Origin of the sequence: Mesorhizobium sp. WSM4311 (assembly GCF_002295115.1) — a bacterium.
Lineage (GTDB): Bacteria > Pseudomonadota > Alphaproteobacteria > Rhizobiales > Rhizobiaceae > Mesorhizobium.
Map to the genome: position 1 here is coordinate 76228 of NZ_NSFV01000009.1, position 22845 is coordinate 99072.

A 22845-nucleotide genomic window follows, 5' to 3' on the forward strand; every position below is an offset into this window, starting at 1 on the left:
AACCCGGATCTATCTCACCCTGGAGAGCCGCGCCCATAGGCCAGCGCCACCGCTTCGACGAGATCTTCGCCTGAATAGGGCTTGGTGACCAGCTTCACCCCTGGAAAGGATGCCTTGATCTCGTCCGCATCGGAATAGCCGGAGGCAAACACGAAAGGCACGCCTGTTTCACGCAGGCCGGCGGCGAATTCGAGCGTCGATGTGCCGCCCAGCATCAGATCGACGATGGCCGCGTCGAATTGCGTCGCGACCTTTCGGCCATTGAGCTCGGCCAGGTCGCGGGCAACCACCACCTCGCCGGCGCCGTGGTCGCGGCAGAGCTGCTCGACATCCATGGCGATGAGGAATTCATCCTCCAGGACAAGAATTCGCAATCCGTCAAGCAAGTGGGGCACGGGTAATTCGCTCCTTGAAACGCTGGGGAGTCATGATCGCAATTCGGCGCGCTGTCATTTAAAAAAGACATGCCCTTTCGCGGAACTCCGATTCAGGCAAAACGTTTAGGCACACCTGCTGACCGGCAGGCTTTCGAAGAGGGTCGAAATGCCAGGCCAGAATGGGCGTAACTTATCCAGTCGGCAGTATCCTTGCGAGAATTGTCCTTTGCGGCCATTGCCGGTTTTCCGCGAGTTCGAAAAGCAGGAGCTGGCCTTCATCAGCAGCTTCAAGAAGGGCGAACTGGCGGTCGACAAGGGCGCCACGGTCCTCGTGGAAGGAAGCCACAGCGCCCATCTCTACACGGTGCTGTCCGGCTGGGCGTTCCGCTACAAGCTGTTGCCGGACGGTCGCCGACAGATCCTCAACTATCTCATGCCCGGCGATCTCATCGGCCTGCAAGGCAGCGTCATGGGGGAAATGCAGCATTCCGTCGAGGCCCTGTCGCCGATGCTGCTTTGCGTCTTCGAGCGCGACAGCCTGCATGAACTCTACCGCAACCATCCGGGTCTCGCCTACGACATCACCTGGATCGCGTCGCGCGAAGAACGCATGCTGGACGAGAACCTCCTCAGTGTCGGCCGCCGCAGCGCGATCGAGCGCGCCGCCTATCTGATTGCCTTCATCGGCAGCCGTGCCAAGGTCGTGGGGCTGAACGGCAAGCAATCCATCCAGATTCCGATCACCCAACAACATATCGCCGACACGCTTGGCCTTTCGCTGGTTCATACCAACAAGACGATCCGAAAACTGATGGATCGCAAGCTGATCCTCTGGCGCGATGGCGGTTGCGAGGTGGTCGATGCGGAAAGGCTCAAGCAGCTCGCCGGCTGGGAAGGGCTGGGCGAGGGGCGTCGCCCCCTGATCTGAGACGCTTCTGGCCATGGATCGACGATTGGTGCGTATGCGCGTGTTTTCGGCTAGTTTGCCACGATGCCGGAACCATGAGACGCAAGGCGCGTTTGAAATCGAGCAATCACAAGGAGTTAAGCAATGGCAACCGCCGCAGGGAAGACCGCCAACGAGGCGCGGGCGAATTCGGACCTCGAAGCCGACATCAGGCAGTTGAAGGCCGATATCGACAAGCTCACCAAGCAGTTGGCCAAGACTGGCGAACACGGCTATGGCACTGCCCGCCGCGCGGCCACCGAGGGCGTCGAGCAATTGCGCGCGCAGGGCGAAGCCGCCTTCGACAGCCTGCGCGGCAGTGCCAAGGACATCGAGGCGCAGTTGCTGGCAAATGTCCGCGAAAAGCCGGTGACGTCGCTGGCGATCGCCGCCGGTGTCGGCTTCCTTTTCGCGCTGCTCGCACGTCGCTAGTTCCCCAAATGGGACTTCTGGCATCCCTGCTCTCGGGTTTCGCCTCGGGCGAAACCGTGGCCGCCGTGCGTCGCGTACGTACGGCGGCCATCGTCTATGCGCTCGCCGCTTTGGCGGCTTTGTGCGGTCTCGGCTTTCTGATCGGGGCAGCCTATATCTGGGCCGCCGCCCGCTATGGATCGTTCGCCGCGGCGCTTGACTTCGGTGTCGGCTTTCTGGTGATCGCCGGTCTCGTTCTCCTGGTCCATCGTTTGACGTCGGGCGCCCGTGCCCGCCGCGAGGCAAGGCGGCGCAGCGCCGACATGAAGGCGATCGGCATCACCGCCGCACTCGCCGTGCTGCCGACCTTGCTCAAGGGAAAAGGCGGCCTCGGGGTCATTCTAGGCCCGGCCGTGGCGCTCGCCGCCTATGCCATCTATCGGGAGAATGTGAAGCCCGACGATCCGGATGCCGGCGAGGGGAAATAGCGCCGGCACCCCGGCCTGAGATCAAAGATCCCTCACTTGGACAGATCTTCCAGCGGCATCGATATTTCGGCGAACACCCCTTCCGGCCGGAATTCATGGGTCACTTCGCTTGAGATGACCTTGGCCAGGCTGCGGCGGATGAGGATCGAGCCGAAGCCGTGGCGCTCCGGCGGGGCGACTTCAGGGCCGCCGCTTTCGCGCCAGGTCAGCACAAGGCGGCGCTTGCCCTTCCTGCCTTGCGTCTTCCAGTCGAGGGCGACCTTGCCCGATGCAATCGACAGCGATCCATGCTGCAGCGCGTTGCTGGCCAGTTCGTGCAGGATAAGCCCGAGCCCGACGGCCTGGTCCGGCGACAGCAAGAAATCGGCGCCGGAGATCGTGATGCGCGGCTGGTCGGCGGTGTCAAACGGCCTGATCTCGATCTGGACGAGTTCGCGGATGCCGATGCCGCGCCACTCGCGGTCGGACAAAAGGTTGTGGGCGATGCCCAAGGCCTGAAGCCGGGCGCCGAAGGCTTCGAGGAATTCGCTTGGCTGGCGGGCATGACGCACGGTCTGCGTCGCCAGCGCCTGGACGGTCGCCAGCGTGTTCTTGACGCGGTGGTTGAGCTCGCGCAGCAGAAGCCGCTGCCGCTCGTCGCCGAGCTTGCGTTCGGAGATGTCGTAGTTGACGCCGAAGATCAGCGTCGGCTTGCCGTCGCCGTCGCGTTCGATGACGCGGCCGCGCGTGGCCACCCAGCGCGGCGGATGAAAACCTTTCACCCGGTATTCGCCGAAATAGTCGTCGCTGCCGGACAGGGCATCGCGAAAGCGGGTTTCGGTCTGGTAGACATCGCGCGGATCGATGGCGGTCAGGATGTCGTGCGCCCGCAGCCGGGTGGAGCGCGGCAGGTTGAACAGTTCCGACAGGCGGACATCGCATTCGATCATGTCGGTGCGGATGTCCCATGCCCAGCTGGCGAGCGAAGCGGCATCCAGCGCGATGGCGCGCCGCTTTTCCTCGCGCGCCAGGGCTGCCTCGGCCATGGCGCCGCTGCGGGTGGCGTGCTTCAAGGTGAAGAGGCTGGCGGCGAGGCCGGCCAGCGTCTTCAACTGGTCGAGCTTGGCCCCGGAGGGATAGGCATGCGGTTTGCGGTCGAGCACGCACAGCGTGCCGATCCTGGCGCCTGCCACCACCATCGGCGCGCCGGCATAGAAGCGCACATGATGTGTGCCGGTGACCAGCGGGCTGGTTCTGAAACGCGGGTCCGTCGCTGCGTCCGTCACCACCATGGGCTCGTCGCCGGCGGCGATGGCATGGGCGCAGAAGGAGATGCCGGTCGCGGTTTCGGTCTCGTCGAGACCAAAGCACGACTTGAACCATTGCCGTTCGATATCGACGAGCGTGACAAGGGCGGTGGGCGCCTGCATCACGGCCGCGGCAAGGCTGGTGATGCGGTCGAAATCCGGGTCAGCCGCCGTATCGAGCATCTCCAGCCCGTGCAGCACGTCCAGCCGGTTTTCGGCATTGACCGCGAGCGCCACCTCAGCCGGCAGGCTCGCTCGTATTTCTACCTTGTTATCCACCCCAAACCCCAAATGCCCATGCCGGTCTTCGCCGTCCTGCCGACGCACCGGCCCGTGACAAGCTTGCCCCGGAACCATCCTAGCGAGGAACCGTTACCCGACCGTGATTTGCCGAGTGCGCCAACGGGCGCAAAATGAAACAAGGATCGGCCATGCCCAAGATCATTCCCGAGGACAAAGCGCGGCAGGGGCGGTGGGGCTGGCACGGCCTGCGCATCCTGATCGCCGGGTTGCTTCTGGCCTTTGCGGCCTGGGGCATCGCCGAAATCTATGGCGAGGTGGCCAAGACACCGGCCACGCAGCAAGGAAGTGCGCCGAGCGGCTAGATTTTCGGCCGTCACGGTTGGAGATTTCATCAGGCGGCCTTTGCCGCGGCAATGCTGGCCGGCACCAGGACATTCAGCGCGCCGGGCTGGATTTCGATCGTCGTCTCAGGCTCGAGCCTGACCAGTTCGCCATCCATGACGGCGCGGAACTTTCTGCTGCCGGAATGGATTTTCAGGACGGCGCAGTCAGCCTGGTGGATCTCGACATGTTCATTGTCGCGCCATTTTCCGCGCGCCACGTTGAATAGGAATTTCATCAGTTCGGCGCGCTGTTGCGCCACCGTGACGTAGATGCCGAGCACGCCGCCCGAAGGATTGTCCGCATAGGGCAGATGGCCTTCACCGAACAGATTGTTGGTGACGCCGATGCCTGAGATGCGCGCCGTCATCTCGGCCTTGCCGATAGCGAGCGTGACGTTCATCGCCGGCGGGTTCTTGATTGTCGCCCATGCCGCCTTGGCCGAAGCGCCGATCTTGCCCAGGCGCGAGCCGAATTCCATTCCCTGACGCAGTTGCACCATCTTCGCATGCATGCCGATCGAGAATTGATGAACGAAGGGACGGCCATTGGCGGTGGCCATGTCGACGGCGATGATCTCACCGTCGGCGAAGGATTTCAGCGCGGCATCGAGCGACTGCGGAATGCCGAGGCCACGCGCGAACAGGTTCATGGTGCCGGCCGGCAAGATGGCGAGCGCCTTTTTCTTGCCCATCAGCCTAGCGGCCGCCGCTGAAATGGTTCCGTCACCGCCACCCGCCAGCACGACATCGACGGTGCCGCGCGAGGCGGCGCTGTCGAGGCTCTCCACGACGTCCTTGCCGGCAACCACGTCGATGCTCAGCGAATGGCCTGCCGTTTCCAGCGTCTGGCGCATCCGGTCGGAGAAGGCGGCGAGGTCGGTGGCGCGCAAGGTGCCGCCATCCCGGTTCAGCACCGCTGCAAATTTCATGCCCCGCTCCGTTATGTCAAAACGGGCCAGGACGAACCCAGCCGCAGGCTGAAACGTGGTGATACCGGAAAGGTTCCGCTGGAAACGGCGCAATTCAGCGCGTGTTCATCAGCGCTCGCGCAACTGCTGCGTGTTTTTCCGGCGCGAAATCCACGCCAGTTTTGTCGGAACAACGGCATGGTCACGACGTTGTGAACCCGTGGAGATGCCGCGCCCGATCTTCCCAGCGACGGTTCAATCGGGCGCGGCGTGCATGAAGTCAGGCACCAGGAGAGACTACCATGATACGCACCCTTTTTACCACGACCGCACTCGCAACGTTGATCGCGACCGGCGCGTTCGCGCAGAGCACGACGACCCCCGCACCTGCCGCACCGTCCGTTCAGGAGCCGGCCGCGGCCGCTCCGGTGGCGCGCGCCGAAGGCAGCATCGTCACCAACATCATTGGAGAATCCGTCTATAACGGCACCAGCGACGACGCCGAGAACATCGGCAAGGTCACCGATGTCGTCTTCGACAAAGACGGCATGGCCAAATCCGTCGTCATCGGCGTCGGCGGCTTTCTGGGCGTCGGGGCGAAGAATGTCGCCTTCGACTATGACAAGCTGCAATGGGCCGAAAAGAACGGCGACCGCTGGCTGGTGGCCCAGACAAGCAAGGACGAACTGAAGGCGCATGCGGAGTTCGACAGCAAGCCCTACGGGCCTGCGCCGGCTCCTGCCACTTCCACCGACGCGGCAGCACCGAAAGCGCCTGCGACGACGGATACCGCACAGGCTCCCGCAGCCGCTCCGGCCGAGCCGGTGAAGCGCGCCGACGGCAACCTAGCCACCAACATCATTGGTGAGACTGTCTACAACGGCACCGGCGACGACGCGCAGAAGATCGGCAGCGTCAACGACATCGTGCTGTCCAAGGAAGGCAAGGCCGAATCGCTGGTGATCGGCGTGGGCGGCTTCCTTGGCCTCGGCGCCAAGAATGTCACCTATGATTTCAACAAGGCCCAGTGGGCGGAGAAGAACGGCGACCGCTGGCTGGTGGCGCAGACCACCAAGGAAGAGCTGCAGGCGCAGCCGGATTTCAACCGCAAGGCCTATGATCCGGCACCGGCAACGACGGCATCGAATGAGCCGGCGCCAACAGCTCCGGCCGCGACCACCGCTCCCGCCGCCGCCCCAGCGGACAAGACGGCCGCAGCACCGGCGGCTACGACCCCTGATGCCACCGCTCCTGACCAGACGCAGACCGCCGCCATCGACAAGTCCAAACTGACCGCGATGCCGGTCGGCGAAATCAAGGCCGACGATCTGAAGGGCACCACGGTCTACGGCGCCAATGACGCCAAGGTCGGCGAGATCGGCGATGTTGTGCTGACGCCCGACAAGAAGACGGATGCGGTGATCGTCAACGTCGGCGGCTTCCTCGGCATCGGCGAGAAAGAGGTGGCGGTCGGCCTGGATAATCTGAAGTTCATGACCGACAAGAACGGCAAGAAGTACCTCTACACGACCTTCACCAAGGAACAGCTCGAGGCGCAGCCTGCCTATGACAAGGGCAGCTATGCCGAGAAGCGCGACCAGCAGCGGTTGATTGTGAAGTAGGCAGTAGGGCAGTAGGCAGTAGGCGCGCCCTATTGCCTACTGCCTATTCCCTTGCTCACATGTCCCACCACGCCATTTTCCGTCAGCTCCGCCAGCGCCAGCGACTGGTCGAGATGTTCGGCGCGCCAGGCGAGAAGCCGCTCGGCGAATTGCAGACGGGTGGACAGATGCGCAGGGCTGGTGGCGAGGTTGGTCAGTTCGCCAGGGTCTGCCTCGACGTTGAAAAGCAAAGGCGGCAAACCGCCGCCAAAATGCACGTATTTGAATTTTTTGGTGCGGATGACCGCCAGGTTGCACTGGCGCGAGGCAATGCCGAAATGCGCTTCGGCGTCGCCGTCCGCGATCGAGCGAAAATCGAACTCCCAATGCGCGGCGTCGCGCCAGGTGGCGGGGCTTCCGCCGCTCAGGAATGGTTTCAGCGAGCATCCGTCGAGATGCGGTTCGGGGGGCTCGCCAAGCAGGTCCATAAGCGTGGGCAAGATGTCTACCGCTTCGGTGAAGCGATCGACCGTGCTGCCGGCCGCCTTGCGATGCCGCGGGTCGCGAATGATCAGCGGGATGTGGTAGCTGCCGTCGAAGTAGCCGCCCTTGCCCAGCATGAAATGGTCACCCATCATCTCGGCATGGTCCGAGGTGAGAACGATGATGGTGTCGTCCCACGCGCCTGAAAGCTTGAGCGCCTGCCATATCAGGCCAAGCTGGGTGTCGACCTCCGAGATCATGCCGTAATAGATCGCCCGGATGCGGCGGAAATCATCCTCGCTCCAGTCGTGCACCTTGCCAGTGGCGCCGGGGCGGAAATTCGCGCGATACCGCCGGCTGAGATCATAGGCGAGATAGGGATGGCCCTGCGCTTCGGCCCGCCAGCTTTCCGCACGGTGGAAGGCCGGGCCGTCGGCCGGATCGTATAGCGTGTTGTAGGGCTCTGGCACGATGAAGGGCGGGTGCGGGCTGATGAAGGACAGATGCGCGAACCAGGGCGTGGCCTGTTCCTGCTCGCCGAGCCAGCGGATGAACTCACCGGCAAGGAAAGCCGCCGGCGTATGGTCCTTCGAATAGATTGGCGGCGCCTCGGTCACGCTGTCATCGTCTTCCTCGCCGGCAGGACGGTGGATGTCGGGAGAACCGGCGCTGGCATCGATGCCCTGCTGCTTCAGCCAGGAGAGCCACTGCTTTTGATGCTCCGGCAGCAGCTGGCGCACCGTGAATCCGGGCAGCACGCCTTCATAGGTTTTCAGCCTGGGATCACCTGAAGCCAGCAGGCGCGGGTCGAGCGACACGTCGGTGTAGCCGAACAGCGTTGGATCGTAGCCGATGCCGCGCGCGTGCTGCGCGATGTTGCCATGACGGGCGTCGAGCGGTGAGCCGTTGCGGCAGACGCGGTTGTTCATCTGGTAGAGGCCGGTGTAGAGGCAGGCACGCGCCGGCGAGCAAGGGGCCGCGCCGCCATAGTGCTGCTTGAACAGCACGCCCTCGGCGGCCAGCGCGTCGGCATTCGGCGTCTTCACCACGGGATGGCCGGCGGTCGACACGCAGTCACCGCGCCATTGGTCGCAAGTGATCAGGAGAACGTTCGGGCGCCTGGCTTTTCCTGTCACTCGCGATACCTTTCGCTGCATGGTCGAATGCCATTCATGGAACCGATTTCCGCCAAGGGCGCAAGACCGCCCGTGTCAGTCGATTGGTGAACAAAATTCTTTCCATCGTTCACTTTTACAGCACAGTCCATTCTGTGTTTGGCGCCTTTGCCGCAAGCGGTCGCGTCCTCATATTGGCGTGGACAGCGGCGAGGGCCGCACAAACAACAAGGGAAGGAGCAAGACAATGCTCGACCAGATCAAGGGTCTCCATCACGTCACCTCGATGGCCAGGGATGCCCGTCAGAACAATGATTTCTTCACCCACAAGCTCGGCCTGCGCCGCGTCAAGAAGACGGTCAATTTCGACGCGCCCGACGTCTACCATCTTTATTATGGCGACGAGGTTGGCACGCCCGGTTCGGTGATGACCTATTTTCCGTTTCCCAACATCGGCAAGGGCCGTCCCGGCGTCGGCGAAGTCGGCACCACGGTCTACTCAGTGCCGGAAGGCACGCTCGCCTATTGGGAAAGGCGCTTCGCCGACGAAGGCGTGAGCGGTGTTTCCCGCGAGGAGAGTTTTGGTGAGAAGCGGCTCAGATTCGCCGGCCCCGATGGCGACGGTTTCGCGCTTGTCGAGGACAAGGCCGATAGCAGAGCGCCGTGGGCCAAAGGCGGCATCGCGACCGACGAGGCGATCCGCGGCTTTCACTCGGTTTCGCTCAGGCTGAAGGATGGCGGCGCCACCGAGGAGCTGTTGAAATTCATGGGCTACGAGGAAGTCGACAAATCGGGCAATGTCAGACGGCTTGCCGTGAAGAACGGCAACGGCGCCGATGTCGTCGATATCGAATCGCTGCCGACCGCGGCCTTCGCCGACCTTGGCGCCGGCTCGGTGCATCACGTCGCCTTCGCCGTCGAGAACCGCGCCAAGCAGCTCGAAGTGCGCAAGGCGTTGATGGATACGGGCTACGGGGTGACGCCGGTGATCGACCGCGACTATTTCTGGGCGATCTACTTCCGCACGCCGGGCGGCGTGCTGTTCGAAGTCGCCACCAACGAGCCGGGTTTCGACAGGGATGAAGACACCGCGCATCTGGGTGAAGCGCTGAAGCTGCCGACGCAGCATCAGCATTTGCGGCCCTATCTCGAACAGCATCTGCAGAAGCTGGAAGGCTGAGCCATGAGCAAGGACACTTACATCCACAAGGTGCTGCCCGGTTCGCCGGGCGGTCCCATGCTTTTCGTCTTCCACGGCACCGGAGGTGACGAGAGCCAGCTTCTGTCGCCGGGGCGCGATCTCGTGCCCCAGGCCACCATCATCTCGCCGCGCGGCGATGTCTCCGAATACGGTGCGGCGCGCTTCTTTCGTCGCGCCGGCGAGGGCGTCTACGACATGAGCGACCTTGCGCGGGCAACGGACAAGATGGCGGCATTCGTGAAGGCGCATGTCGAGGCTGCGAAGCCCACGGCGGTGCTCGGCCTCGGCTATTCCAACGGCGCCAACATACTGGCGTCCGTGGTGTTCGCCGAGCCCGAACTGTTCGACGCTACCGTGCTGATGCATCCGCTGATCCCGTTCGAACCGCGGGTCAAGGGCAGCCTCGCTGGCCGCCACATGCTGCTGACCGCCGGCAAGCGCGATCCGATCTGCCCGCCGAACCTGACGACGCGGCTCGAGGCCTATTTGCGTGCCGACGGTGCAGATGTCACAGTGGAATGGCACGAAGGCGGGCACGAGGTGCGGCCAAATGAAATCGAAGCGGCCCGGCGGCTCTTTGCCGGTGTCGCTCAAGGAGTTTAGACATGCCCGACCAACTGCCTGAAATCGAACTGGAAGACCGCGGCTCCAAAGGGCGCTATGTGCTGCGTGGCCCCGGCGGCGCCGAGGCCGAGATGACCTTCACCAAGATCGGTGAACACCAGATCATCATCGACCACACCGAAGTGCCGGACGCGTTTCGCGGCCAGGGCGCCGGGCTTCGGCTCGTCACCCGCGCCGTCGAGGATGCGCGCGCGGCGGGCAAGAAGATCATCCCGCTGTGCCCGTTTGCCAACGCCCAGTTCCGCCGCCACGCGGAATGGGCCGACGTGCTGAAACAGTAGGGGAGCGCAGCACGTCATCGATAGGCTGCAGCGGGGATAAGGGGCAGTCCCCGCTGCCGGTTGGCTTTGTCATTTGCCGCGACCGGATATCTTGCCTAGATATGATGTCTCGCCGTGCCGACAAACGAACTGAATGATCCCCCGATGACCGAAACCGACCTCGTCCCCGTCTTCGACGGCCACAACGATACGCTGCTCAGGCTGTATCAATCGAAGGACAGGGACGTCGAAAAGCTGTTCGTCGAAGGCAAGTCGGGCGGCCATATCGACCTGCCGCGCGCCAAGGCGGGCGGCTTCGCCGGCGGCATGTTCGCGATCTTTCCGCCGCCGGTCGAGAAAGCCAGGCGCAGCGCCGTACCCTTGGCGCCGAGCGACAGCGAGCCGCTGCCGCCGGAGGTGCCGCGCGCCGATGCGCTCAACTCGACAATCGCGATGGCCTCGATCCTGTTTCGGCTGGAGCGGGCTGGGGCTCTGGCCGTCTGCCGTACAGCCGGCGACATACACAACGCCATGGCCAAGGGCACGATCGCCGCGGTGTTCCATATCGAGGGCGTCGAGGCGATCGATCCCGAACTGACCATGCTCGACGTGTTGCATGCCGCCGGCCTGCGCTCGCTCGGCATCGTCTGGAGCCGGCCGAATGCTTTCGGTCACGGCGTGCCGTTCCGCTTTCCATCCTCGCCGGATACCGGCCCGGGGCTGACCGATGCCGGCAAGGCGCTGGTCAAGGCCTGCAACGAACTGAAGATCATGATCGATCTTTCGCATCTCAACGAGAAAGGTTTTCGCGATGTCGCTGGTCTCAGCGACGCGCCGCTGGTCGCCACCCACTCCAACGTGCATGCTCTCTGCACCCATTCACGCAACCTCACCGACTGGCAGCTCGGCGCCATACGCGAGTCCGGCGGCATGGTCGGGCTGAACTTCGCCACCGGCTTCCTGCGCGAGGACGGCCGCATGAATGCCGACACCAGCCTCGACATAATGGTGCGTCATGTCGATTCCCTGCTGCAGGCGCTGGGTGAGGACGGCGTCGGCCTGGGCTCCGATTTCGACGGCGCCATGATCCCGGCGGTCATCGGCGACGTCGCCGGCCTGCCGAAGCTGATCGACGCCTTGGCCGCGCGTGGTTTTGGCCGTGCCCTGATCGAGAAGATCGCTTACCGCAACTGGCTGAGCATGCTCGAAAGAACCATTGGGTAGCGCGCTGGCGCTACTCGAAACCGATCCTTTTGAGCCAATCCTTGCCGACGCCGCGGTCGCGGATGATCGGCAGCGGATTCTCCTTGTCGAGCCGCGCGCAGATGCGGTAGACCTCGAGCGTCTCGGCGCTCATCTCGCCGCGCTTGTAGAAGAACATGGCGGCGGCATAGCGCGTGCGGCCCGACCATTTTTCGCCGAGCGGCGTGTTGACCAGCTCCCACTGCTCGGCGGCCTCCAGCTCCGCTTCGTCGGTCATGGTCAGAAATCCGCCGGCGGAGTGGCGGTGCGGCGGTCGAGCTTGATGAAGGGCCGCGCCACCACCGTGGCCCGTTTCATCAGCTTCTGATACTGCAGCTCGCGCATGGCGTAGATCTCGACCCAAAGGTCTTCCACGACAGTATCACCATAGGGCCGCGCCAGCGAGGCGATGGCGATGTTGCGCTTGGCCATTGGCGACCACATGGCGGCGCTGACCAGTCCGACCTCCTGATGCTTCCTGTGATAGACGATGGCGTGTTCGGCCGGGATGTTGCCCTCGATCTCCAGCCCGACCAGCACATGGCGCAGCCTGCGTTTGGCGCGCGCCTCGAGGATGGCGCGGCGGCCGTTGAAATGGGCTTTCCGCGGATCGATCATGAAGCCGAGACCGATCTCGTCGGGCCTGCGCAAGCGATCGGCGCGGATGGCGTGCTCGGCGGTGGTGAAGTCGGCATTGGCAACGATCAGCCCGGCCTCGAGTCGCGCGCGATTGAGGGCGGTGTAGCCGATGGCGCGGATCCCGCGCAGCTCGCCCGCCGCCATCAGCCGGTCCCAGAGGCTCAGCGCCCTGTCGGCTGGCACGAACAGTTCGTAGCCTAGATCGCCGGTGAAGCCGGTGCGCGAGATGGTGACGGAAGTGTCGTCGTGCGGGAAATACGCAAGGTCGAAAACCCTGAGCTTCTCGACACCAGCGAAGCCGGCATCGCGCAGCACTGCGAAGGAGGTTGGCCCCTGCAATGCCAGCCCGGCGACGGCCTCGGTTTCTTCCTCGACGATGACGTCGAAACCAATGGCGCTGTCGAGCAGCCAGGGCAGATGCCGCTCCTGCGAACACAGGCGGAAACGCGTCGGCGACAGGCGAAACAGCGTGCCGTCGTCGAGGACAAACCCCTCGTCGTCACACCATGCCGTGTAGTGGACACGGCCGGGCCTGAGTTTTGTCACATCGCGCAGCGTGACGCGGTCGAGGAAGGCTTCGGCATCCGGCCCCTCGATCCGGTATTTGGTCATCGGCGAGATGTCGAACAGCGCCGCCTGGCTGCGGATGGCGAAATATTCGAGTTCCTCGTCCCACAGCGAATGCGGCGCGTGGTAGCCGGCCCAATTGTACCAGTCCTGGGTTTTGGCCAATGCGTCGAGGCGGGGCTGGAACGGCGTGCCGAGGCGCAGCGTGCGGAAATGCGATTGCGCGGCGATGCGGGCGGAGACAGCCGCATCGGCCGTCTTTGCAACGGACTTCTTCCTGGTTGCCTGGGCCATGACCTATCCCTTCATCGCAATGATGCGCCGCGCCGCGTTGAGGCCTGGGGCGCCGGAGACGCCGCCACCGGGATGCGAGCCGGCGCCGGCCAGGAACAGCCCTTCGAGCGGCGTGTCGTAGCCCGACCAGCCGGAGACGGGCCGCGAGATCAGCATCTGGTCGGCCTGCAACTCGCCATGGTGCCAGTGACCGCCGGGCATGCGGTAGCGCATCTCGATATCGGCCGGTGTCAGAAGCTCGGCGTGAACGACGCTCTTGCCGATGCCGGGCGCGTAAGCCTCGAGCTGCGCCATGATCGCCTCGAGGAATTTCGGCTTGCCGGCAACCCAGCCTTCCTTCAACGCGTAGGGCGCGTATTGCACCACTGCCGACAGCACACAGGCGCCGTCGGGCGCGAGCGACGGATCGGCGAGGCTGGGCAGCGTGATTTCCAGCACCGGCTCAGGCGAGAATTCGCCATACTTGCATGGGTTGAAGGCGCGCTCGACATGATCGGGCGAGGGCGCGATGACCAGGCGGCCCTTTTGAGCGGCGGCATCGGCACCGGTGAATTGCGGCGGCCGGTCGAGCGCCAGATGAAGCTTGGCGGCGTCGCCCTTCATGCGGATGCTTTTCATCTTGCGCACGAAACCGGTGTCGATCTCGCGCGGCCCGACAAGGTCGAGGAAGGTCGTTGCCGGATTGATCGCCGAGACAACAGTCCTGGCGCGCAGTTCCTCGCCACTGTCGAGCGCGACGCCGACGGCATGGCCCTTCTCGACGGTGATTCTTGCCACGGCAACCGACGTGCGGATGGCGACGCCGGCCTTCTCCGCCGCGGCGCGAATGGCGGCGACGACGGCGCCCATTCCGCCTTGCGGCAGGACCTGCGCACCGGCCGCTCCGCCGGTCTCGCCGGCCAGGCGATAGTAGAGGCCGAGCAACGAGGTTGGCGAGCGCGGGCCGAGATGGCTGCCGAGGGTGGCGTCGAAGGCGAGCAGGCCTTTCAGCCTGATATCTTCAAGTTGCTCGTCGAGCAGGTCGGCGACGTTCATCAAGAGCACGCGCAAGAAGTCGCGCATGTCTTCCTTGCCGAGTTTTTTCAGCGCCAACGCGGTCTGGCCAAGCCCTGCGGTCTCCATCAACGACATGCCGGCGAGATCGGGCGGCCGGCGGGAGAGGAAGGGCTTGAGGATGCCGGCATAACGCAGCAGTTGCGCGCGCAAGTCCTTCCAGGCGGACTGTTCGGAGGAACTGGCGCCGGTCAGCACCTCGCCATAGGCGCCATGCAGCATCAGCGCCGGACCGTCCATCGCTAGCGCCACAGACGGCAGGAAGTCGGCGCGGGCGAATTGCAGCCCATGCGTCTCCAGTTCCAGCGTCTTCACCACGTCGGGGTGCAGCCGATTCAGCAGGTGAGCGATCGACGAGACGCGAAAGCCCGAGGCGAATTCCTCGGTGCGCGCGGCGCCGCCGACTTCGCTGCCTGCCTCCAGCACCAGCACCTTGCGGCCGGCCTTGGCCAGCGTGGCGGCGGCGACGAGGCCGTTGTGGCCGCCGCCGATGACGATTGCATCAAATGACGTCATGGGCCGGGCTCATATGCGAGGTGGATTTGGCGAGATCGCGCAGGATTTCGGCTGCCGCATTGCGGCCGGGCGCGCCCATGACACCGCCGCCCGGGTGGGTCGAGGAGCCGCACATATAGAGCCCGCCGACCGGCGAGCGGTATTGCGCGTAGCCCGGCACCGGGCGGTTGAACAGAAGCTGGTCGAAGGTCAGTTCACCCTGGAAGATATTGCCTTCCGTCAAGCCGACCTCGGCCTCGATTTCGCGCGGCGTGCGCACCTCCATATGGACGATGCGGTCGCGGAAGCCGGGCGAGTACTCGGCGATCTGCGCGATCACGCTTTCGGCGAAACCGTCACGGTCGGCATCGGTCCAGTCGCGGCCGTTCACCTTGGGCGGCGCGTATTGCACGAAGCAGCTCATGAAGTGCTTGCCCGGCGGCGCCATGGTCGGGTCGAGCGTCGTCGGGATGACCATGTCGAGGAAGGGATCGGCCGACCAGCGCCCGGCCTTCCAGTCGTCATAGGCGCGCTCCATGCGCTCCATCGAATCGGTGAAATGCATGTCACCGCGATAGACCGGCGAATCCTTCGGCAGCGCCGGGAATTCCGGCAGCGAATCCAGCGCGATGTTGACCTTGCCGGAGGAGCCGCGGATCTTGAAGTTCTTCACCCGGCGCAGGAAAATGTCGGGCAGTTCCCTTTCCCCGACGAGCTTCAGGAAGGTGCGCTTCACGTCGGCATTGGAGACGACGAGCTTGCCGTAAACCTCCTCGCCGCCGGCCAGCACCACGCCCCTGGCCTTGCCTCGGCTCACCAGCACATGGTCGACCTCGGCGCCGGTGCGGATGGTGCCGCCCGAGGCCTTGAACGATGCGGCCAATGCCTTGGTGACCGCGCCCATGCCGCCGCGCGCATAGCCCCAGGCACCGACCGAGCCGTCGACCTCGCCCATATAGTGATGCAAGAGCACGTAGGCCGTGCCGGGTGACATCGGTCCGAGCGCGGTGCCGATGATCCCCGACAAAGCGAAGTTCGCCTTGATGACATCGGTCTCGAAATACTCATCGAGGAAGTCCGAGATCGACATCGTCCAGAAGCGCAGCGTCAGCGCCATTTCTTCCGCCGACAGGCCGGCGAATTTCTTGCCGAGATAGAGCAGTTCGCCAAGGTCGCGCGGCTTGAAACTGGTCGGGTCGGGCGCGGTGCGCATCAGCAGCGGCTGGATGAAGCGGCATTGCCGCGTCACGTCGCGAGCGTAGCGGTCATAGGCCTCGGCGTCGCGCCTGGAGAAGCGGGCGAATTCGCGGCGGTGCGCATCATGGTCGCGGTAGTTGGCGAGATAGTCACCATCCCTCGTGAACACCGCGCCGCCCTCATAGGAAATGACCTGCAGGCCGAAGCGCGGCAGTTCGAGGTCGCGCATGATTTCCGGGCGAAACAGCGAGCAGACATAGGAGCAATTGGAATAGACGAAGCCCGGCGTCACCTCGCGGCTGGTGGCCGCACCCCCGACCCAGCCGTTCTTCTCCACCACCAGCACGTCGAGCCCGGCGCGCTGCAGGTAGCAGGCATTGACCAGGCCATTGTGTCCGCCGCCGATGACGATCGCGTCCCAAGCTTTCATTGTGGCCCGGCCTGTTTGTTTCCAAGCAGTTCCCCAAGGAAAGCGCTACGCGCTTTTCCCGGGAAGACCGCTCGCACCTTTCCTGGAATTGCCCTGTGCGACCCGCTGTTCATTTTTGCGTGATCTGTTCCCGAATACGCGGAATTTGGCATGGTATCGGCCATTCTGTCCAGTCATTCTGAATGAATGTTCAACAAATGATATTGCGTTTTCCCCGGTATGCGCTACGCTTTGCCGGCGTTCGAAACGAGCATTCATCGATTGGGGATCGAGGGCTGATGATCGAAACGGCAGATGCCGAGTATGACGATACCGCCATCCGCTTCCTCGAGGCGCTGTGGGGCGATGGCTACCTGTCGCCGGGTGGACCTGAAGAAGTCGACCGGGTTGTCGAAGGGCTCTCGCTCAAGGGCAAGACGATTCTCGATATTGGCTGCGGCTCCGGCGGCATCACGCTGCATCTGGTCGAGCGCCATGGCGTCGCCCACGCCACCGGCTTTGATGTCGAACAGCCGGTGATCGAGGCGGCCAGGCGGCGAGCCGCCGCGGGTGGCACCGAGCGTGCCAGCTTCATTCAGGCGCCGCCCGGGCCGCTGCCTTTCGCCGATCGCTGTTTCGACGTCGTGGACGCGCTGCTGCATGTGCCTGACAAGGACGGCCTGTTCGCCGAGATCTTCCGCGTGCTGAAACCGGGCGGCGTCTTTGCCGCCTCCAACTGGATGATCGGTCATGACGGCGAACCGTCGCCCCAGATGAAGGCCTATATCGCGGCGGAAGGGCTGTCCTTCGCCATGGCCTCGCCGGTGCGCTATGCGCAAGCGATGCGGCACGCCGGCTTTGCCAATGTCACCGTCAGGGACCGCAATCCCTGGTACCGCGAGGTGGCGCGTGGCGAGCTGGAAAGGCTGAAAGGACCGCTCTATGCGCCGGTCGCCGCCGTGGTCGGCGCTGCCTATGTCGACAAGAACATCAGAACCTGGGAGGCCATGCAGAAGGTCCTTGACAGTGGCGAGCACCGTCCCACTCATCTTCGCGGGTGGAAGCCGGATGCGATTGGATAGCCGGCGATGCTGGAGACGATCACACCCATGAAAACGGCAGACGCCAAGGATGCCCTCCTTGAACCGGCGGGGAAAGCCGAGACCGAGAAGCGGGGACGCAAGGCTTCGAAGGAGGTCCGTCAGCTGCAGCTGATCGAGGCGACGATCGATTCGCTGGCCAAGCGCGGCTATGCCGAGACGACGATGGCCGATGTCGCCGATGGCGCGGGCCTGTCGCGCGGCATCGTCAACTTCCATTTCGAGAGCAAGGAAAAGCTGCTGATCGCGACGCTGCAGCACATGTATGACGAGTATTCGGCGCATTGGCGCGCCGCCCTGCAGAAGGCAGGCGACGATCCGGCGCGGCAGCTGCAACAGCTGGTGTGGGCCGACTTCGACCGCTCGATCTGCAACAAGCGCAAGCTCGCCGCCTGGCTGGCCTTCTGGGGCGAGGCCAAGTCGCGGCCGACCTATCAGGCGCTGAGCAGCTCGCGCGACGCCTATTACCAGCAGGTCTTCGTCGATCTCTGCACGACGCTCAAGCACAGCGGCCCGTATGCCTATGAGCCGCAGGTGATGGCGCTGGCGCTGTCGGCCATGCTGGAGGGGCTGTGGCTGCGGCTGATGATGGGTACCGAGGACACAACGCGCGAAACTGCCTTGCAGGCCGCCAACGCTTTTTTGGCCGCTGCCTTCCCGAAGCACTACGGTTAGCAACATCCGGCCGCCAAGACCGGCAAGACCAAAAGAGGATGGAACAGCATGAAAAAGCTTAGCCGACGCCTGACATTGACATTGGCGCTGGGTGGCGCGCTTGCGGCTTCGGCGGCAGCGTTTGCCGTTGCCGCCGACAAGGACCTGATCGTGTTCGACTGGTCCGGCTATGAGGATGCGAGCTTCCATCCGAAATATGTCGAGAAGAACGGCGATTCGCCGACCTTCGCCTTCTTCGGCGACGAGGACGAGGCGTTCGAGAAGGTGCGCTCGGGCTTCAAGGCCGATCTCGGCCACCCCTGCTCGCAGAGCGTGACGAAGTGGCGCGAGGCAGGCCTCCTGCAGCCGCTCGACACGGGGAAGATCACGGGCTGGAAGGACCTCAATCCCGGTATCATGGCGATGAAAAATCTCGCCACCACCGATGATGGCAAGGCGTGGTTCATGCCTTGGGATTGGGGCAACACGCAGCTCACCTACAACTCCTCCAAGATCGACGCCAAGGACGTCCAGTCGCTGAAGGCGTTTGCCGATCCGAAGTTCAAGGGCCGGGTGTCGATCGGCGACAATGTCGACGACGCCTATGCGCTGGCGAGCCTCGCCATTGGCCTCAAGGACTGGACCAAGATGACGGACGACCAGTTCAAGCAGGCTTCCGACTTCCTGCGCCAGGTGCACAAGAACGTCCGCTCCTACTGGACCGACACCACCGATATCGTGCAGCTGTTGAGCGGTGGCGAGGTCGACCTCGCCTGGGCCTGGAACGATGCCACGGTGCAGTCCGTCAAGGCAGGCGTGCCGATCAAGTCGATAAAGGATACGAATGAAGGCATCTCGACCTGGGTCTGTGGTTATGTGCTGTTCAAGGACGCGCCCGGCAACATCGACAAGGCCTATGATTATCTGAACGCCATCAACGATCCGGAGACAGCCAAGGTGCTGGTCAAGGACTGGGGCTATGGCCAGGCCAACGCCAAGGGCATGGCCGGCGTCGACCAGGCGATCCTCAGGGAAAAGGGCTATGACGACGTGCAGAAATTCGTCGACAAGACGCTGTTCCAGTCGCCGCTGCCGTCCGATCTCAAGCTGAAGATGATCGCCGAATTCGAGAAGATCAAGGCCGGGTACTGAGCATGATCCCGAAAAGCGGGGGCCGGTTTTCTCGGACAAACGGGAGCCCGTTTTGTCCAGAGATCGTGCTCAAACAAGGAATGTAAGCTCTCGTCCCGGCTGCCCGCACGCTGCCGGCACGACGGCGGACGGGCCTCGCCAAAGCGGATGATTTCTCCTAACCTCGCAGAAGCTTTTTCGCGATGGGGGAGTTTGCCATGACGCCGATGCTACGCCGCCTGGCGCTTGCCGCCGCCTGCACGATCGGCGCCGGCGCGGCCTATGCTTGGGCGCAAGGCGGCGGCGATCTCGTGGTGTTCGATTGGTCCGGTTACGAGGACCCGCTGCTGCATCCCGCCTATACCGCCAAACACGGCGCCGAGCCGACCTTCGCCTTCTTCGGCGACGAGGACGAAGCCTTCGAGAAGATGCGGGCGGGCTTCAAGACCGATATCGCGCATCCCTGTTCGCAAAGCGTGGCGAAGTGGCGCGACGCGGGCCTGCTGCAGCCGCTCGACACGTCAAGGATCACGGGCTGGAAAGACCTCAATCCCGGCATCACGGCGATGAAGAACCTCGCCACCACGCCCGACGGCAAGGCCTGGTTCATGCCGTTCGACTGGGGCAACACGGCATTGCTCTACCGCACCGACAATGTAACGGCTGACGAGGCGCAGTCGCTGCGGATCCTGGCCGACCCGAAATTCAAGGGCCGCGTCACCATCGGCGACAATGTCGACGATGCCTACGCGCTGGCGAGCCTGGTCATTGGCTTGAAGGACTGGACCAAGATGACCGACGCGCAGTTCAAGGAGGCGTCTGATTTCCTGCGCCAGGTGCACAAGAACGTGCGTCTCTACTGGACCGACTCGAGCGACATCGATCAGGCCTTTTCCGGCAATGAGGTCGACCTTGCCTGGGGTTGGGGCCAGACACTGATCGCGATGAGCGGGCAAGGCGTTCCCATCGCCATGAACCGCGACACAAGGGAAGGCATGTCCACCTGGGTGTGCGGCTACGTGGTGATGAAGGACGCGCCGGGCAAGCTCGACCAGGCCTATGATTTCCTGAACGCGGTCAATGCGCCCGACATTTCGAAATACATGGTCACGACATTCGGCTACGGCCATGGCAACAGCGCCGGCATGGCCGCGATCGACCACAAGGTGCTGGCCGAGCGCGGTTTCGACGATATCGACAAGTTCCTCGACAAGACGCTGTTCCAGCAACCGATCGCGCCCGAGCTGAAGAAGCGCATGGTCGACGAATTTGAGAAGATCAAGGCCGGCTATTGACGGACGAACTGGAAAGAACCGACGTCGTTATCGTCGGTGCCGGCTTCACCGGCCTGTCGGCGGCGCTTGAGCTGAAGCAGGCCGGCATCGATTTCGTGCTGCTCGAGGCGCGCGATCGTGTCGGCGGGCGGGTGGAAGCCGTTCGGAATGGACTTGGCGAGCGCATCGACAGCGGCGGCCAATTCCTGTGCGAGGACATGCCCGAAGTGATGGCGCTGGCGAAGGCGCGCGGCAAGACATTCGTCGAAACCTATGTCGAGGGCGACTTCACCACACATCCGTCGATGCGGCCCAAGGACGCCAAGCAGACCTATCACGGCGCGATGGCGATCCGCGAGCGCATGAACGGCGTCGAGCCGGACGACCCGTCGATCGCCGGCATGAGCGTCGCGGCCTGGCTGGAACAGCAGCCTGATCCCATCGATGCCAAGACGGCTTTCCGCTCTCTGATCGAAGGCCTGTGGTGCCTACCGATGGATCAGGTGCCGCTCTGGCACCTGATCGACAATGACCGGCGCATCACCAACGAGGTGCCGGAGCTGCAGTATTCCCTGCGCGAGACCATGCAATCGCTGGCCGAGGATCTGGCTGGCGATCTCGGCGATCGGGTGCGGCTTGGCGAACCGGTCACGCGCGTCGAAAATGGGTCGCAAGGCGTTCGTGTCGTCACCGATAATGGCGTGACCCAATCGCGCCGGGTGCTGGTCGCCCTGCCGCCGGCGACGGCCGCGAAGCTCGCTTTCGCGCCGGCCTTGCCGGCGACACTCGCGAAGGCACTTGGCGTCTGGGAGAGCGGCGCGGTGATCAAGATCCTGGTGCGCTATCCCAAGCCATTCTGGCGCGAGCAGGGTTTGAGCGGCATGGTGATGTGGCGCGACCTGCCGGGGCTGTTTGCCTGCGACGCCAGCAGGGACGCGGAGCATGCCGCGCTCGTCGTCTTTGTCGGCGGACCGCTAGCGTTTCGATGGCGTGCACTCAGCGATGCGGCGTTGCGCGCGGAAGTGACGGCAAGGCTGGTGGCTGCTCTTGGTCCGGGCGCGGCCGATAGTGAAGATTTCAGCCAGCGCGACTGGATCCATGACCGCTGGAGCGGCGGCGCTTACAGTGACCTCATCGTCGATGCGACGGCCAGGGATGCCGAGCGGACGATTCTCGCGGGTGCACCGCCGGTGCATTTCGCCGCTTCGGAACTGTCGCCGTCATTCCCCGGCTATGTCGAAGGCGCGATCGTCGCCGGGCGCATCGCAGCGAGAAACATAATTGCTGAGCTTGTTAGCTGAGCATGATCTTTTCCCAAAACCAGTTTCCACTTTTGGGGATCATGCTTCAATCCCCCATCGCCACCAGCGCCTCGGGATCGTAGGCAAGGCGGATCGGTGTGCCGACCGGAATGTCGTCGGCGCCGAAATCGTTGGTCTCGGTCACCGACAGCGGCTTTTCCAGCCCCGGTATCTCGACGATCAGATGGGTGATCTCGCCGAAATAGTGGCGTTCGACCACCTTGCCGGCAACCTCGAATTTAGCTGTCGCATTGTCCCACAGCACGCGCAGACGCTCGGGGCGGATCCCCAGCGTGGCCGCGCCGCCATTGCGCATGAAGGCCTTCGGCTTGTCGGTTTTCACACGGCCGAATCCCAGTGTGTCGACGATCAGCGAGGCGCCGTTCTCCTCGACGATCTCGGCCTTGACGAAGTTCATGCCGCCGAGGAAGTCGGCGACCTGGCGGTTGACCGGGCGCTGGTAGATTTCCTTGGGCGAGGCGACCTGCGCGATCCTGCCGCCGAACATCACCGCGATGCGGTCGGACATTGCGAGCGCCTCATACTGGTCGTGGGTGACCAGCACGAAGGTGATGCCGACGGCCTGCTGCAGGCGGCGCAGCTCGACCTGCATCTGCTCGCGCAATTTCTTGTCGAGCGCCGACAGCGGCTCGTCGAGCAGCAGCACCTTCGGCCGCATGACCAGCGCACGGGCGAGTGCCACGCGCTGGCGCTGGCCGCCGGACAGTTCAGTGGCCAGCCGCTTGCCAAGCCCGGTCAGCGAGACCTGCGCCAGAGCCTCCTCGACGCGGCGTTTCTCCTCTCCGCCCTGCAGCCTCAGCCGCTTCAGCCCATAGGCGACGTTCTGCTCGACATTAAGGTGCGGGAAGATCGCATAGCTCTGGAACACCATATTGGTCGGCCGGCGGTTGGCCGGAATGCCTTCCATCGGCTGGCCGCCGACCGCGATCGAACCGCTGGTCGGGTTGTCGAAGCCGGCGATCATGCGCAAAAGCGTGGTCTTGCCGCAGCCGGACGGGCCGAGCAGCGAGAAGAATTCGCCTTCCTTGATGGTCAGGGACGCGTCGTCGAGCGCCTTGAACGACCCATAGCTGCGGGTGACGTTGCGGATCTCGATCATCGACCGATCAGATTGGGCTGGATCGGATTGGGGGCGCTCGATC

Annotated in this window: 23 protein-coding genes; 14 read left to right on the top strand and 9 right to left on the bottom strand. The window is 63.8% G+C overall.

Annotated elements, in window-relative coordinates:
• Nucleotides 1–14: 14 nt before the first annotated feature.
• On the bottom strand, nucleotides 15–374 hold the full coding sequence (locus CK226_RS23240) for a response regulator (RefSeq protein WP_095788050.1): 360 nt from the start codon (nucleotides 372–374) through the stop codon (nucleotides 15–17).
• A 169-nt stretch (nucleotides 375–543) separates the two neighbouring features.
• Between CK226_RS23240 and CK226_RS23245 the strand changes: the two genes are divergently transcribed.
• The 3 genes from CK226_RS23245 (at nucleotide 544) to CK226_RS23255 (ending at nucleotide 2222) form a co-directional block, all read left to right on the top strand.
• On the top strand, nucleotides 544–1305 hold the full coding sequence (locus CK226_RS23245; RefSeq protein WP_095772159.1) for a Crp/Fnr family transcriptional regulator: 762 nt from the start codon (nucleotides 544–546) through the stop codon (nucleotides 1303–1305).
• Nucleotides 1306–1428: 123 nt separating this feature from the next.
• Nucleotides 1429–1755 (top strand): DUF883 family protein, encoded by a 327-nt coding sequence (locus CK226_RS23250; RefSeq protein ID WP_069090305.1) that lies wholly within the window; start codon nucleotides 1429–1431, stop codon nucleotides 1753–1755.
• 8 nt (nucleotides 1756–1763) lie between these two features.
• On the top strand, nucleotides 1764–2222 hold the full coding sequence (locus CK226_RS23255) for a hypothetical protein (RefSeq protein ID WP_095793154.1): 459 nt from the start codon (nucleotides 1764–1766) through the stop codon (nucleotides 2220–2222).
• A gap of 32 nt (nucleotides 2223–2254) precedes the next feature.
• Here the strand turns inward: CK226_RS23255 and CK226_RS23260 are convergent, their stop codons facing one another.
• Nucleotides 2255–3787 carry an HWE histidine kinase domain-containing protein gene (locus tag CK226_RS23260; RefSeq protein ID WP_095793155.1) on the bottom strand — a complete coding sequence of 511 codons (1533 nt, stop codon included), beginning with the start codon at nucleotides 3785–3787 and terminating at the stop codon, nucleotides 2255–2257.
• A 134-nt stretch (nucleotides 3788–3921) separates the two neighbouring features.
• Here CK226_RS23260 and CK226_RS35010 point away from each other — a divergent pair, with 134 nt between their 5' ends.
• The gene (locus CK226_RS35010; protein ID WP_210202254.1) at nucleotides 3922–4113 is read left to right on the top strand and encodes a hypothetical protein; all 192 of its coding nucleotides are present in this window, start codon (nucleotides 3922–3924) and stop codon (nucleotides 4111–4113) included.
• A 29-nt stretch (nucleotides 4114–4142) separates the two neighbouring features.
• Here the strand turns inward: CK226_RS35010 and CK226_RS23270 are convergent, their stop codons facing one another.
• The gene (locus CK226_RS23270; RefSeq protein ID WP_095793156.1) at nucleotides 4143–5063 is read right to left on the bottom strand and encodes a diacylglycerol kinase family protein; all 921 of its coding nucleotides are present in this window, start codon (nucleotides 5061–5063) and stop codon (nucleotides 4143–4145) included.
• 281 nt (nucleotides 5064–5344) lie between these two features.
• Here CK226_RS23270 and CK226_RS23275 point away from each other — a divergent pair, with 281 nt between their 5' ends.
• The gene (locus CK226_RS23275; protein WP_095772164.1) at nucleotides 5345–6664 is read left to right on the top strand and encodes a PRC-barrel domain-containing protein; all 1320 of its coding nucleotides are present in this window, start codon (nucleotides 5345–5347) and stop codon (nucleotides 6662–6664) included.
• Nucleotides 6665–6693: 29 nt separating this feature from the next.
• Here CK226_RS23275 and CK226_RS23280 read toward each other — a convergent pair whose 3' ends face one another.
• Nucleotides 6694–8262 carry an alkaline phosphatase family protein gene (locus CK226_RS23280; protein ID WP_095793157.1) on the bottom strand — a complete coding sequence of 523 codons (1569 nt, stop codon included), beginning with the start codon at nucleotides 8260–8262 and terminating at the stop codon, nucleotides 6694–6696.
• A gap of 226 nt (nucleotides 8263–8488) precedes the next feature.
• On the opposite strand from CK226_RS23280, the gene CK226_RS23285 reads away from it, so the two are divergent.
• The 4 genes from CK226_RS23285 (at nucleotide 8489) to CK226_RS23300 (ending at nucleotide 11550) form a co-directional block, all read left to right on the top strand.
• Nucleotides 8489–9421 (top strand): VOC family protein, encoded by a 933-nt coding sequence (locus tag CK226_RS23285; RefSeq protein ID WP_095772352.1) that lies wholly within the window; start codon nucleotides 8489–8491, stop codon nucleotides 9419–9421.
• Nucleotides 9422–9424: 3 nt separating this feature from the next.
• Nucleotides 9425–10045: an alpha/beta hydrolase gene (locus tag CK226_RS23290; protein ID WP_095793158.1), complete on the top strand. Its 621-nt coding sequence runs from the start codon at nucleotides 9425–9427 to the stop codon at nucleotides 10043–10045.
• A 2-nt stretch (nucleotides 10046–10047) separates the two neighbouring features.
• Complete coding sequence (locus CK226_RS23295; RefSeq protein WP_095772167.1) at nucleotides 10048–10347, top strand: GNAT family N-acetyltransferase; 300 nt, start codon at nucleotides 10048–10050, stop codon at nucleotides 10345–10347.
• A 144-nt stretch (nucleotides 10348–10491) separates the two neighbouring features.
• The gene (locus CK226_RS23300; protein WP_095772168.1) at nucleotides 10492–11550 is read left to right on the top strand and encodes a dipeptidase; all 1059 of its coding nucleotides are present in this window, start codon (nucleotides 10492–10494) and stop codon (nucleotides 11548–11550) included.
• A gap of 10 nt (nucleotides 11551–11560) precedes the next feature.
• Here CK226_RS23300 and CK226_RS23305 read toward each other — a convergent pair whose 3' ends face one another.
• The 4 genes from CK226_RS23305 to CK226_RS23320 are packed head-to-tail and all read right to left on the bottom strand — an operon-like array spanning nucleotide 11561 to nucleotide 16243.
• Nucleotides 11561–11806: a hypothetical protein gene (locus CK226_RS23305; RefSeq protein WP_095772169.1), complete on the bottom strand. Its 246-nt coding sequence runs from the start codon at nucleotides 11804–11806 to the stop codon at nucleotides 11561–11563.
• 2 nt (nucleotides 11807–11808) lie between these two features.
• The gene (locus CK226_RS23310; protein ID WP_095793159.1) at nucleotides 11809–13068 is read right to left on the bottom strand and encodes an aminomethyltransferase family protein; all 1260 of its coding nucleotides are present in this window, start codon (nucleotides 13066–13068) and stop codon (nucleotides 11809–11811) included.
• Between the two features lie 3 nt (nucleotides 13069–13071).
• Complete coding sequence (locus CK226_RS23315) at nucleotides 13072–14637, bottom strand: NAD(P)/FAD-dependent oxidoreductase (RefSeq protein WP_095793160.1); 1566 nt, start codon at nucleotides 14635–14637, stop codon at nucleotides 13072–13074.
• A complete protein-coding gene (locus CK226_RS23320) occupies nucleotides 14624–16243 on the bottom strand; it encodes an NAD(P)/FAD-dependent oxidoreductase (protein ID WP_095793161.1) in 1620 nt (539 codons plus the stop codon). Before CK226_RS23320 ends, CK226_RS23315 begins: the two co-directional genes overlap by 14 nt.
• 278 nt (nucleotides 16244–16521) lie before the next feature.
• Between CK226_RS23320 and CK226_RS23325 the strand changes: the two genes are divergently transcribed.
• The 5 genes from CK226_RS23325 (at nucleotide 16522) to CK226_RS23345 (ending at nucleotide 21682) form a co-directional block, all read left to right on the top strand.
• Complete coding sequence (locus tag CK226_RS23325) at nucleotides 16522–17304, top strand: methyltransferase domain-containing protein (RefSeq protein WP_095793162.1); 783 nt, start codon at nucleotides 16522–16524, stop codon at nucleotides 17302–17304.
• Between the two features lie 27 nt (nucleotides 17305–17331).
• Nucleotides 17332–17997: a transcriptional regulator BetI gene (gene betI, locus CK226_RS23330; RefSeq protein WP_245318091.1), complete on the top strand. Its 666-nt coding sequence runs from the start codon at nucleotides 17332–17334 to the stop codon at nucleotides 17995–17997.
• Between the two features lie 48 nt (nucleotides 17998–18045).
• Entirely contained in the window at nucleotides 18046–19128 is a 1083-nt protein-coding gene (locus tag CK226_RS23335; RefSeq protein WP_095793163.1) for an ABC transporter substrate-binding protein, read from the top strand.
• A 197-nt stretch (nucleotides 19129–19325) separates the two neighbouring features.
• Nucleotides 19326–20402, top strand: a complete 1077-nt coding sequence (locus CK226_RS23340; RefSeq protein WP_095793271.1) for an extracellular solute-binding protein — start codon at nucleotides 19326–19328, stop codon at nucleotides 20400–20402.
• On the top strand, nucleotides 20399–21682 hold the full coding sequence (locus CK226_RS23345; RefSeq protein WP_095793164.1) for a flavin monoamine oxidase family protein: 1284 nt from the start codon (nucleotides 20399–20401) through the stop codon (nucleotides 21680–21682). The genes CK226_RS23340 and CK226_RS23345 overlap by 4 nt, the downstream gene beginning before the upstream one ends.
• 46 nt (nucleotides 21683–21728) lie before the next feature.
• Here the strand turns inward: CK226_RS23345 and CK226_RS23350 are convergent, their stop codons facing one another.
• Complete coding sequence (locus CK226_RS23350) at nucleotides 21729–22802, bottom strand: ABC transporter ATP-binding protein (RefSeq protein WP_095793165.1); 1074 nt, start codon at nucleotides 22800–22802, stop codon at nucleotides 21729–21731.
• Between the last annotated feature and the right edge of the window lie 43 nt (nucleotides 22803–22845).

Bases quoted from the DNA above. Each gene is read 5' to 3' on its own strand.
- CK226_RS23245 (WP_095772159.1), top strand. From the start codon at position 544: ATGCCAGGCCAGAATGGGCGTAACTTATCCAGTCGGCAGTATCCTTGC.
- CK226_RS23250 (WP_069090305.1), top strand. From the start codon at position 1,429: ATGGCAACCGCCGCAGGGAAGACCGCCAACGAGGCGCGGGCGAATTCG.
- CK226_RS23255 (WP_095793154.1), top strand. From the start codon at position 1,764: ATGGGACTTCTGGCATCCCTGCTCTCGGGTTTCGCCTCGGGCGAAACC.
- CK226_RS35010 (WP_210202254.1), top strand. From the start codon at position 3,922: ATGAAACAAGGATCGGCCATGCCCAAGATCATTCCCGAGGACAAAGCG.
- CK226_RS23270 (WP_095793156.1), bottom strand. From the start codon at position 5,063: ATGAAATTTGCAGCGGTGCTGAACCGGGATGGCGGCACCTTGCGCGCC.
- CK226_RS23275 (WP_095772164.1), top strand. From the start codon at position 5,345: ATGATACGCACCCTTTTTACCACGACCGCACTCGCAACGTTGATCGCG.
- CK226_RS23285 (WP_095772352.1), top strand. From the start codon at position 8,489: ATGCTCGACCAGATCAAGGGTCTCCATCACGTCACCTCGATGGCCAGG.
- CK226_RS23290 (WP_095793158.1), top strand. From the start codon at position 9,425: ATGAGCAAGGACACTTACATCCACAAGGTGCTGCCCGGTTCGCCGGGC.
- CK226_RS23295 (WP_095772167.1), top strand. From the start codon at position 10,048: ATGCCCGACCAACTGCCTGAAATCGAACTGGAAGACCGCGGCTCCAAA.
- CK226_RS23300 (WP_095772168.1), top strand. From the start codon at position 10,492: ATGACCGAAACCGACCTCGTCCCCGTCTTCGACGGCCACAACGATACG.
- CK226_RS23305 (WP_095772169.1), bottom strand. From the start codon at position 11,806: ATGACCGACGAAGCGGAGCTGGAGGCCGCCGAGCAGTGGGAGCTGGTC.
- CK226_RS23310 (WP_095793159.1), bottom strand. From the start codon at position 13,068: ATGGCCCAGGCAACCAGGAAGAAGTCCGTTGCAAAGACGGCCGATGCG.
- CK226_RS23315 (WP_095793160.1), bottom strand. From the start codon at position 14,637: ATGACGTCATTTGATGCAATCGTCATCGGCGGCGGCCACAACGGCCTC.
- CK226_RS23320 (WP_095793161.1), bottom strand. From the start codon at position 16,243: ATGAAAGCTTGGGACGCGATCGTCATCGGCGGCGGACACAATGGCCTG.
- CK226_RS23325 (WP_095793162.1), top strand. From the start codon at position 16,522: ATGATCGAAACGGCAGATGCCGAGTATGACGATACCGCCATCCGCTTC.
- betI (WP_245318091.1), top strand. From the start codon at position 17,332: ATGAAAACGGCAGACGCCAAGGATGCCCTCCTTGAACCGGCGGGGAAA.
- CK226_RS23335 (WP_095793163.1), top strand. From the start codon at position 18,046: ATGAAAAAGCTTAGCCGACGCCTGACATTGACATTGGCGCTGGGTGGC.
- CK226_RS23340 (WP_095793271.1), top strand. From the start codon at position 19,326: ATGACGCCGATGCTACGCCGCCTGGCGCTTGCCGCCGCCTGCACGATC.
- CK226_RS23350 (WP_095793165.1), bottom strand. From the start codon at position 22,802: ATGATCGAGATCCGCAACGTCACCCGCAGCTATGGGTCGTTCAAGGCG.